We start from the raw sequence: 9914 nt of genomic DNA, 5'->3' as shown, positions 1-9914 counted from the left end.
GGGGCTGGCTGCCGTGCGGACTGGTTTACAGCACGCTGCTGTGGTCGGCGAGTCAGGGCAATGCGCTGGACAGCGCGTTGTTGATGCTCGCTTTCGGCCTCGGGACATGGCCGGTGCTGCTCGCCACGGGGCTTGCGGCTGAACGTGTCACTGCCATTTTGCGCAAACGCAGCGTGCGCATGGCCGGTGGTTTGCTGGTGATTCTCTTCGGCATCTGGACATTGCCCGGCCCGCATCAGCATTGGCTGATGGGCCACTGATTAACACTGTGGCGAGGGAGCTTGCTCCCGCTGGGGTGCGGAGCGCCCCTCGCTTTTGCCATCAAAAGCATTGGGCCTGCTGCGCAGTCCAGCGGGAGCAAGCTCCCTCGCCACAAAAGCAGTGACTACCAATCCGCCGTTGATGCAAATCAAGAGCCCCGTCGCCGCTCCCCGATAGACTCGCCACACTGCCAGCCTATCCGGGGGAATGCCCGCATGCTCGACGCCATTCGTTGGGACACTGATCTGATCCGCCGCTACGACCTGGCGGGGCCGCGCTACACCTCGTACCCGACGGCCGTGCAATTCAACAGTCAGGTCGGCACGTTCGACCTGTTCCATGCCCTGCGCGACAGCCGCAAGGCGCTGCGCCCGTTGTCGCTGTACGTGCACGTGCCGTTCTGCGCGAACATTTGCTATTACTGCGCCTGCAACAAAGTCATCACCAAAGATCGCGGCCGCGCCCAGCCTTATCTGCAACGACTGGAGCAGGAAATCCAGCTGATTGCCTGCCACCTGGAGCCGGCGCAGAAAGTCGAGCAGCTGCACTTCGGCGGCGGCACCCCGACCTTTCTCAGCCATGACGAGCTGCGGCAGTTGATGGCGCATTTGCGCAAACACTTCAACCTGCTGGATGACGACTCCGGTGACTACGGCATCGAAATCGACCCGCGTGAGGCCGACTGGTCGACCATGGGCCTGCTGCGTGAACTGGGTTTCAACCGGGTCAGCATCGGCCTGCAAGACCTTGATCCGGCAGTCCAGCGTGCGGTCAATCGCCTGCAAAGCCTGGAAGAAACCCGCGCGGTGATCGATGCTGCGCGCACCCTGCAATTTCGCTCGATCAACATCGACCTGATCTACGGCCTGCCCAAACAGACACCGGAGAATTTTGCGCGCACCGTTGAAGAAGTCATCAGCCTGCAACCGGACCGGCTCTCGGTGTTCAACTATGCGCACCTGCCGGAGCGCTTCATGCCGCAGCGGCGGATCAACAGCCAGGAGCTGCCGAGCCCTGCGCACAAACTGGAAATGCTCCAGCGCACCATCGAGCAACTGACCGCTGCCGGTTACCGCTACATCGGCATGGATCACTTCGCCCTGCCCGACGATGAGCTGGCGATCGCTCAGGAAGAGCAGACCCTGCAACGCAACTTTCAGGGTTACACCACCCACGGCCATTGCGACTTGATTGGCCTGGGCGTCTCTGCGATCAGCCAGATCGGTGACCTGTACTGCCAGAACAGCAGCGACCTCAATCAGTACCAGAACACCCTCGCCGCCGCGCAACTGGCGACCAGCCGTGGCCTGGTATGCAATGCCGACGACCGCCTGCGCCGCGCGGTGATCCAGCAACTGATCTGTAACTTCAGCCTGGAGTTCGCCGACATCGAGCAAGCGTTCAACATCGATTTTCAGGGCTATTTCGGCGCGCTGTGGCCGCAACTGCAAGGCATGGCCAACGATGGCCTGATCACCCTTGATCGCGAAAGAATCGAAGTGCTGCCGGCCGGACGCCTGCTGGTGCGCTCGGTGTGCATGGTGTTCGATGCGTATCTGGCACAGCAGAACCGTCAGCGTTTCTCGCGAGTGATCTAGTTTTTTGTCAGCAGTGAGCCGAGCTTGAGGTTTTGCTCGGCGGAAAGACCGGACTGATCCATGACTTTGGACAGGGCCAGATTGGCGCTGATCAGCCCGGTGTTCAACGCCGCGATGGCACCACGCAGCGCGGCGAGCATGTTGACCTTGGCTTCGTTGGTCAGCGTTTTGTCGGCCATGACGGCGGCCATCCGGGCTTTTTTCTCGGCGATCTCTTTTTGCAGTTTGCGGATCATCTTCAACAACTGCTGGACGTTCTCGGGCAAGCCGCTGTCTTCGATGTCGCTGTTCTCGCCCCCGGCGCTGAAGGTTTTTGTCATAGCGGCACCGGACAGCGACACTTTGACACCCTCGACCAAGGTCGGGGTTGCCAGCAGCGATGCCTCGGGGCCCGGTTCATCGCCTGCGGCGGTTTGAGCGGTACCCGGCGAGGACGTAACGCCTTTGTTACCGGGGTTCAGCGTACCAATGGCAGTCATCGAAGCGGCTCCTTGCGTGCGTGGTGATACCCCTTTATCGGCCACTGACCCTGCGGCTTTACGCCCGTGGGACAAAGTCGCCATGGACTGGCCTGAATGTCCTCCCGTGGGTTACCCTTACGGCTTATGTGTGTTTTCCCACAAGGATTTAAGAAATGTCCGAGCCAGTCAAACTGCGCGCTCACAACCAGGCCCATTGCAAGGATTGCAGCCTGGCCCCTCTCTGCCTGCCACTTTCTCTGAATCTGGAAGACATGGATGCGCTGGACGAAATCGTTAAACGTGGTCGCCCGCTGAAAAAAGGCGAGTTCCTGTTCCGCCAGGGTGACACCTTCGATTCCGTTTATGCAGTACGCTCCGGCGCTCTGAAAACCTTCAGCCTGAGCGACACTGGCGAAGAACAGCTCACCGGTTTCCACCTGCCGAGCGAACTGGTCGGCCTGTCCGGCATGGACACCGAGAAACACCCGGTGTCGGCCCAGGCGCTGGAAACCACCTCGGTGTGTGAAATTCCCTTCGAACGCCTCGACGAACTGGCCCTGCAACTGCCGCAGCTGCGGCGCCAGTTGATGCGCGTGATGAGCCGCGAGATCCGCGACGACCAGCAAATGATGCTGTTGTTGTCGAAGAAAACCGCCGACGAGCGCATCGCCACGTTCCTGGTCAACCTGTCGGCACGTTTCCGCGCCCGCGGGTTCTCGGCCAACCAGTTCCGCCTGAGCATGTCGCGCAACGAAATCGGCAACTACCTGGGCCTGGCGGTGGAAACCGTGTCCCGGGTGTTCACGCGCTTCCAGCAGAACGAACTGATCGCCGCCGAGGGCAAGGAGATCCACATTCTCGACCCGATCCAGCTCTGCGCCCTGGCTGGCGGCTCGCTGGAAGGCTGATCTCGATCCGCGGTTGAGCGAAGCGTTTCAGCCGCGGGTATACTGCGCCGTTTGCAGCCCTGCCAGGACACCTCGACGATGGTCTTCGACTCCTTCGACATCAAATCCCTGATCCGCCCCGTGATCGACTTCCCGAAACCGGGCGTGATCTTTCGCGACATCACCCCGCTGTTCCAGTCGCCCAAGGCCATGCGCCTGGTAATGGACAGCTTCGCCCACCGCTATGTGGAAGCCGACTTCACCCACATCGGCGCGATGGATGCGCGCGGTTTCCTGATCGGTTCGGTGCTGGCCTACCAGTTGAACAAGCCGCTGGTGCTGTTCCGCAAGCAGGGCAAACTGCCGGCGGACGTGTTGGCCGAAGGTTATGCGACCGAGTACGGCGAAGCCTTCCTCGAAGTGCACGCCGACAGCCTGTGCGAAGGCGATTCGGTGGTGATGTTCGATGACCTGATTGCCACCGGTGGCACGCTGATCGCAGCGGCCAACCTGATCCGCCGCATGGGCGCACGGGTGCATGAAGCGGCGGCGATCATTGACCTGCCGGAGCTGGGGGGTTCGCAGCGCCTGGAAGACATGGGCATCCCGACCTTCTGTCTGACGCAATTTGCCCTGACTGATAAGTAAGTAGCGCCTGTCAGACCGCTTTCGCGAGCAGGCTCGCTCCCACATTTGGAATGCATTCTCCTGTGGGAGCGAGCCTGCTCACGAAGGCGTCGGCCGCCTCAACGCAGAACCTAAAGCCCCATCTGCTTGCTGATGATCTCGTTCATCACTTCCCGCGTCCCGCCGCCAATCGACAAGATGCGGTTATCCCGATACAGCCGCTCCACCAGGCTTTCGCGCATATAACCCAGCCCGCCAAGAATCTGCACCGCTTCGGTAGTGATCCGGTCCGACGTATCCGTGGCAAAGTTCTTGGCCATGGAAATCTCCTTGATCACACTCTGCCCCGCCGCCATCTTCGCCGCCTGCCGGTAGGTAAACTCCCGCGACACCTCCAGCGCCGTGGCCATTTCGGCCAGACGATGCTTGATCACCTGAAATTTGCCGATCTGCTTGCCGAACGCCTCACGCGCACGCGCCCACTTCAGGGCTTCTTCCAGCGCCAGTTGTGAAGTCATGTTGGCCATCAGCGCCAGCGCCAGCCGCTCGCTCTGGAAATTGCCCATGATGCAGGCGAAGCCCATGTTCTCGGCGCCGATCAGATGGCCCACAGGCACCCGACAATCGTCGAAGAACAGTTCAGCGGTGTCCGAGGCCCACCAGCCCATTTTTTTCAACTGGCGGCCTACGGTGAAGCCTGGGGTGCCCTTCTCGATCAGCAACAGGCTGATGCCGCCGAAACCCGGAGCGCCGGTGCGCACCGCGACGGTGTAGAAATCCGCGCGTACGCCACTGGTGATGAAGGTTTTGCTGCCACTGACCCGATAGACATCGCCGTCACGCACGGCGCGGGTTTGCAGGTTGGCGACGTCGGAACCGCCACCGGGCTCGGTGATCGCCAGGGCGCTGATTTTCTCGCCGCTGAGCACTGCCGGCACAATACGGTCGCGCAACTCGGGCCGCGCCCATTTGACGATCGGTGGCAGGCCGATATCCAGCGACCCCAGCCCCGCCACCAGACCGCCGGAGCCGCAGCGCATCAGCTCTTCACTGGCGGCGACTTTGGCGAACACATCACCTTCGTGGCTGCCACCCAGCGCTTCGGGATAACCGATGCCGAGAATCCCCGCCGCCCCAGCCTTGAGGTACAGCTCGCGGGGAAAGCCCTCGGCCTCTTCCCACGCGTCGACGTCCGGCAGGATTTCGCGTTCGACGAAACGTCTGACGCTGTCGCGGACCATTTGGTGGCTGGGGTCGAAGTATTCCTGGAAGGCAGGCATCGGCGAACTCCATCGAAGGGTTGGCCGACGTTAACCGAGCGCTTGCTTGGTTTTCAAGATGCAGAAGATCAAAAGATCGCAGCCTTCGGCAGCTCCTACACTTGGAATGCGTCCCTGTAGGAGCTGCCGAAGGCTGCGATCTTTGGCTTTGATCAGAGGGAAATCGGCTTACGCCCGGCAAACGAATGCGCCAGTGTGCCGCCATCCACCAGCTCCAGCTCACCGCCCAGCGGCACACCATGGGCAATCCGCGAGGCGATCAGGCCTTTGTTGCTGAGAAGCTGGGCGATGTAATGCGCGGTCGCCTCACCTTCCACCGTCGGGTTGGTGGCGAGGATGACTTCAGTAAAGGTGCCTGCCTCTTCAATCCGCGCCATCAACTGCGGAATACCAATGGCTTCCGGCCCCAGACCGTCCAACGGCGACAGATGACCCTTGAGCACGAAGTAACGCCCACGGAAACCGGTCTGCTCCACCGCATACACGTCCATCGGCCCTTCCACCACGCACAGCAGCGTGTCGTCGCGGCGGGTATCGGCGCATTGCGGGCACAGATCGTCTTCGGTCAGCGTGCGGCACTGCCGGCAATGACCGACCCCTTCCATGGCCTGGCTCAGGGCCTGGGCCAGGCGCGTGCCGCCACTCCGGTCACGCTCGAGCAACTGCAACGCCATGCGCTGGGCGGTTTTCTGACCTACGCCCGGCAAGGTTCGCAGGGCATCGATCAGTTGGCGAATCAAAGGGCTGAAGCTCATGGGTAAAAAGTCCGACAAAACAACGAGACGCGGTTTATACCCGCGCCTCCGGCCAGCGTCAAATGCTCAGTCCTGGGCGACCTTCACCACCAGTTTGCCGAAGTTGCGCCCCTCCAGCAGACCGATAAACGCCTCGGGCGCCTGCTCCAGGCCTTCCACCACGTCCTCGCGGAATTTCACCTTGCCGTCACGCACCCACGGCACCATGTGGCTGATGAATTCCGGCTGACGGTCGCCATAGTCGTCGAACACGATGAAGCCCTGAATCCGCACACGCTTGGTCAGCAACGTGCGTTGCAACGTCGGCAGACGATCCGGGCCTTGCGGCGCTTCAGAGGCGTTGTAACCGGCGATCAGCCCGCACAGCGGAATCCGCGCCTTGGGGTTGAGCAGCGGCAGCACGGCCTCGAACACATGCCCACCGACGTTCTCGTAATAGATGTCGATGCCGTTCGGGCACGCTTTGGCCAGTTGCTCGGCAAAGTCCGGCGCCTTGTGATCGATGCAAGCATCAAAACCGAGCTCGTCTACAACGTACTTGCACTTCTCGGCGCCACCGGCCACGCCCACGGCGCGCAGGCCTTTGATCTTCGCCACCTGACCGACCACCGAACCGACCGCCCCGGACGCGGCAGCGACCACCAGCGTTTCGCCCTCTTTCGGTTGACCGATGTCCATCAGGCCCATGTACGCGGTCATCCCCGGCATGCCCAGCACGCCGAGGGCCATCGACGGGCTCGGCAGGCCGGACGGGATCGGGATGATGTTACGGCCGTCGCTGATGCTGTGGCTCTGCCAGCCTGTCGCGCCAACCACCAGATCACCCTTATGGAATTTCGGATGACGGGAATCTTCGACACGGCTGACAGCGCCACCGGTCATCACCTCACCGATTTCTACCGGCGCGGCGTAGGACGGCGCATCACTCATGCGCCCGCGCATGTACGGGTCGAGGGACAGGTACTGGGTTTTCAGCAGCACCTGACCGTCTTCGAGGTCCGGCAACGCTTCGCGCTCCAGACGGAAGTTTTCCGGGGTTGGCGCGCCCACTGGGCGGGAGGCCAGGACGATGCGTTGATTGAGGGTCAGAGGGTCGGACATGTCAGCGTCTCCTGTGAAGGGTGAATTCGGGGATATAGGAAGCAGACTGTTGAGGCATTTCGGCGTTCGATGTTTCTACACAATTGCTGTGGCGAGGGAGCTTGCTCCCGCTGGAGTGCGAAGCGCTCCCCTGCTTTCTTACCGATCTATCAGGTTGGCAGGTTTCACGACGACTTCGTCGCCGAGCGGGAGCAAGCTCCCTCGCTACAGGGGAACAGTGAACATGGCCGAGCAGAAACAAAAATGCCAGGCGCGATGCCTGGCATTTTGTGTCGCTCATCTGCCGCGCAATGGCGAATCAGAATGGCAGTTTCATACCCGCTGGCAGGTTCATGCCGGCGGTCATGCTGCCCATTTTTTCCTGGCTGTTGGCTTCGATCTTGCGCACGGCGTCGTTGACGGCGGCAGCAACCACGGCTTCCAGCATTTCTTTGTCGTCTTCGCTCAGGCCTTCAACCAGGCTTGGGTCGATGCTGACGCTTTTCACGTCGTGACGACCGGTCATCACCACGGTGACCATATCGCCACCGGCTTTGCCGGTGACTTCGGCGTTGGCCAGTTCTTCCTGCATCTTGGCCATTTTTTCCTGCATCTGCTGCGCCTGCTTCATCAGGCCGGCCATGCCACCTTTCATCATGGGAATCACCTCAAAAGTACTTGGATCAAAACAGCGCCCGGCGCTTAACACCGAACGCCCTCAGTTATTAGCCTTGGGTGACCAAGGCATCGACAGGTTCAATAGTATCGTGTCGCACGACCGCACCGAACTGCTGGACCATCTGCTGGATGAACGGATCACCGTGGATCGATTCCTCCGCCTCGCGCTGACGGTTGGCCCGGCGGCGGGACGCAGCCTGGGCCGGGGTCTCCTGTTCGGGCTTGATCAGCTCGATGGTCAGGGTCAGCGTGCGACCGTGGAACTGGTTCAACGCATCGTTCAGGCGCCGCTGCTGCGTGGCGTTGAACAGCGCGCTGTGCGCCGGGTCCAGGTGCATCAGCCAATGGTCGCCATCGACCGCGATCAATGTGCAGTTGGCGGCGATGCTGCCGGTCATGCCGGAAATCGGCAGTTGCGGGAACAGCTCCAGCCACTGCAGCGCCAGACCGGTGGCCGGCGCGGCGGCAGGTTCCGGCTCGGGTTCCGGGGCCGGCTCGGCGGTGTGTTCGCTGGCCAAGTCGTCGAGGTAGCTGTAGGCCGAATCCAGGTCCGGCTCGATGTAGTCTTCGTCCAGCGGCGGCTCGTCGTCCAGGTCCATGCCCGGTGTGGCAGCATCGACATCGGCCACCGACGGCTCGGGAATCGGCGCGGCGGCCCATTCCGGCGCGTCCGGCACCACGCTGTCCGGGGTCGGCAGCGGCATCGGCGGCAACTCGGGCTGCTCGCCGGCGGTTTCCAGCACCGGTTCGACGGCTGGCTGCTGCGCAGGTTCGGGCTCGGGTTCGACCGGATCGTTCCACGGCAGGTCGACAACCTCTTCGGCGACGATAGGCTCGGGTTCTGGCTGCGGCTCTGCTGCAGGTGCGGGTGCAGGCTCGGCGACCACGGCAGGCGCGGGCTCCGCGGCCGGGGCAGCAACCGGTGCAGGCGCAGGCGTCGGCGCAACAGCCGCAGCAACTACCGGCGCAGGTTTCGGCGCGGCAGCCACTGAGTGTGCGGAATCAACTGTGGCCTGGCTGATCCCCACTGGCTTTAGCGGTTGCCTCGGGGCGTCCGCCGTGTCCGCCGGCCGGAAGGCCAGCATCCGCAGCAGGACCATCTCGAAGCCACCCCGGGGGTCCGGCGCCAGCGGCAAATCGCGCCGACCGATCAGGCCCATCTGATAATAGAACTGCACGTCTTCGGCCGGCAGCGCCTGAGCCAGTGCCAAAACGCGATCCCGGTCGCCATGACCGTTGTCTACACCTTCCGGCAACGCCTGGGCGATGGCCACGCGGTGCAGCACGTTGAGAATTTCCGAGAGCACGCCGTTCCAGTCCGGGCCTTGCTCGGCCAGGTGGCGCACGGCCTCGAGCAACGCCTTGGCATCGCCTTCGATCAACGAATGCAGGACGTCAAAGACCTGGCCGTGATCCAGCGTACCGAGCATCGCCCGCACGTCGGCGGCCAGCACCTTGCCTTCACCGAAGGCGATGGCCTGGTCGGTCAGGCTCATGGCGTCCCGCATCGAGCCGTCAGCGGCGCGACCGAGCAACCACAGCGCGTCGTCTTCGAACGGCACGTTTTCGGCCGTCAGAACGTGGGTCAAGTGCTCGACCACGCGCTCGGGCGTCATGTTCTTCAGGGAGAACTGCAGGCAGCGCGACAAAATCGTTGCCGGAAGTTTCTGCGGGTCGGTGGTCGCCAGGATGAACTTGACGTACGGCGGCGGCTCTTCGAGGGTTTTCAGCAGCGCATTGAAGGAATGGCTGGAGAGCATGTGCACTTCGTCGATCAGATAGACCTTGAAGCGCCCACGGCTCGGGGCGTACTGCACGTTGTCGAGCAGTTCGCGGGTGTCTTCGACCTTGGTCCGGCTCGCGGCGTCGATCTCGATCAGGTCGACGAAGCGGCCCTCGTCGATCTCGCGGCATACCGAACACTCGCCGCACGGGCTGGAAGTGATACCTGTCTCACAGTTCAGGCATTTGGCAATGATCCGCGCAATGGTGGTCTTACCGACCCCGCGGGTACCGGTGAACAGGTACGCGTGGTGCAGCCGCTGGCTGTCCAAGGCATTGATCAGAGCCTTGAGCACATGGGTCTGGCCGACCATTTCGCGGAACGAGCGCGGACGCCATTTACGTGCAAGAACCTGATAACTCATCGAAAACCGTCGCAACGAAGGAAGCTGAAGCGGCTAATGCTAGCGGAGCAAGGGCAAAATTGCATCCGGTGTGCTCGTCTAATCTGGCTAAGCTGCATGACCAGAGGCTTTTATCGGCCCGGGATCGAGAATTACCGGAG

Annotated in this window: 10 protein-coding genes; 4 read left to right on the top strand and 6 right to left on the bottom strand. The window is 62.1% G+C overall.

The genetic code is table 11. The features are described 5' to 3' along the window. Both J5M57_RS23480 and hemN read left to right on the top strand, forming a co-directional pair. The coding region (locus J5M57_RS23480; RefSeq protein ID WP_207872005.1) for a sulfite exporter TauE/SafE family protein at positions 1-260 on the top strand (260 nt) is incomplete at its 5' end. Between the two features lie 216 nt (positions 261-476). After that, entirely contained in the window at positions 477-1859 is a 1383-nt protein-coding gene (gene hemN / locus J5M57_RS23475; protein WP_064586789.1) for an oxygen-independent coproporphyrinogen III oxidase, read from the top strand. Here hemN and J5M57_RS23470 read toward each other — a convergent pair. Next, positions 1856-2338 (bottom strand): hypothetical protein, encoded by a 483-nt coding sequence (locus J5M57_RS23470; protein WP_083366465.1) that lies wholly within the window; start codon positions 2336-2338, stop codon positions 1856-1858. The genes hemN and J5M57_RS23470 overlap by 4 nt on opposite strands. Before the next feature lie 155 nt (positions 2339-2493). Between J5M57_RS23470 and fnr the strand changes: the two genes are divergently transcribed. Both fnr and J5M57_RS23460 read left to right on the top strand, forming a co-directional pair. Beyond that, complete coding sequence (gene fnr / locus J5M57_RS23465) at positions 2494-3228, top strand: fumarate/nitrate reduction transcriptional regulator Fnr (protein ID WP_025110355.1); 735 nt, start codon at positions 2494-2496, stop codon at positions 3226-3228. A gap of 78 nt (positions 3229-3306) precedes the next feature. Continuing rightward, positions 3307-3855 carry an adenine phosphoribosyltransferase gene (locus J5M57_RS23460; RefSeq protein ID WP_064586787.1) on the top strand — a complete coding sequence of 183 codons (549 nt, stop codon included), beginning with the start codon at positions 3307-3309 and terminating at the stop codon, positions 3853-3855. Between the two features lie 110 nt (positions 3856-3965). Here the strand turns inward: J5M57_RS23460 and J5M57_RS23455 are convergent, their stop codons facing one another. From J5M57_RS23455 to dnaX, 5 genes are all read right to left on the bottom strand, one after another. Further along, the gene (locus tag J5M57_RS23455) at positions 3966-5114 is read right to left on the bottom strand and encodes an acyl-CoA dehydrogenase family protein (RefSeq protein WP_207849570.1); all 1149 of its coding nucleotides are present in this window, start codon (positions 5112-5114) and stop codon (positions 3966-3968) included. Positions 5115-5266: 152 nt separating this feature from the next. Continuing rightward, positions 5267-5869 (bottom strand): recombination mediator RecR, encoded by a 603-nt coding sequence (gene recR / locus J5M57_RS23450; protein WP_003223341.1) that lies wholly within the window; start codon positions 5867-5869, stop codon positions 5267-5269. 66 nt (positions 5870-5935) lie between these two features. Next, positions 5936-6970: an NADP-dependent oxidoreductase gene (locus J5M57_RS23445; RefSeq protein ID WP_064586784.1), complete on the bottom strand. Its 1035-nt coding sequence runs from the start codon at positions 6968-6970 to the stop codon at positions 5936-5938. A 298-nt stretch (positions 6971-7268) separates the two neighbouring features. Then, positions 7269-7607, bottom strand: a complete 339-nt coding sequence (locus tag J5M57_RS23440) for a YbaB/EbfC family nucleoid-associated protein (RefSeq protein ID WP_003223337.1) — start codon at positions 7605-7607, stop codon at positions 7269-7271. 67 nt (positions 7608-7674) lie between these two features. Next, on the bottom strand, positions 7675-9774 hold the full coding sequence (gene dnaX / locus J5M57_RS23435; protein WP_207849569.1) for a DNA polymerase III subunit gamma/tau: 2100 nt from the start codon (positions 9772-9774) through the stop codon (positions 7675-7677). Positions 9775-9914 lie beyond the last annotated feature (140 nt).

The sequence above is a fragment of the Pseudomonas sp. 86_A genome (assembly GCF_017491705.1).
Classification (GTDB): Bacteria; Pseudomonadota; Gammaproteobacteria; order Pseudomonadales; family Pseudomonadaceae; genus Aquipseudomonas; species Aquipseudomonas koreensis.
Note: the sequence above shows the minus strand (reverse complement) of the source record. Positions and strands in the feature narration are given on the sequence as shown.

Bases quoted from the DNA above. Each gene is read 5' to 3' on its own strand.
- J5M57_RS23460 (WP_064586787.1), top strand. From the start codon at position 3,307: ATGGTCTTCGACTCCTTCGACATCAAATCCCTGATCCGCCCCGTGATC.
- recR (WP_003223341.1), bottom strand. From the start codon at position 5,869: ATGAGCTTCAGCCCTTTGATTCGCCAACTGATCGATGCCCTGCGAACC.
- dnaX (WP_207849569.1), bottom strand. From the start codon at position 9,774: ATGAGTTATCAGGTTCTTGCACGTAAATGGCGTCCGCGCTCGTTCCGC.
- J5M57_RS23445 (WP_064586784.1), bottom strand. From the start codon at position 6,970: ATGTCCGACCCTCTGACCCTCAATCAACGCATCGTCCTGGCCTCCCGC.
- J5M57_RS23470 (WP_083366465.1), bottom strand. From the start codon at position 2,338: ATGACTGCCATTGGTACGCTGAACCCCGGTAACAAAGGCGTTACGTCC.
- J5M57_RS23440 (WP_003223337.1), bottom strand. From the start codon at position 7,607: ATGATGAAAGGTGGCATGGCCGGCCTGATGAAGCAGGCGCAGCAGATG.
- hemN (WP_064586789.1), top strand. From the start codon at position 477: ATGCTCGACGCCATTCGTTGGGACACTGATCTGATCCGCCGCTACGAC.
- J5M57_RS23455 (WP_207849570.1), bottom strand. From the start codon at position 5,114: ATGCCTGCCTTCCAGGAATACTTCGACCCCAGCCACCAAATGGTCCGC.
- fnr (WP_025110355.1), top strand. From the start codon at position 2,494: ATGTCCGAGCCAGTCAAACTGCGCGCTCACAACCAGGCCCATTGCAAG.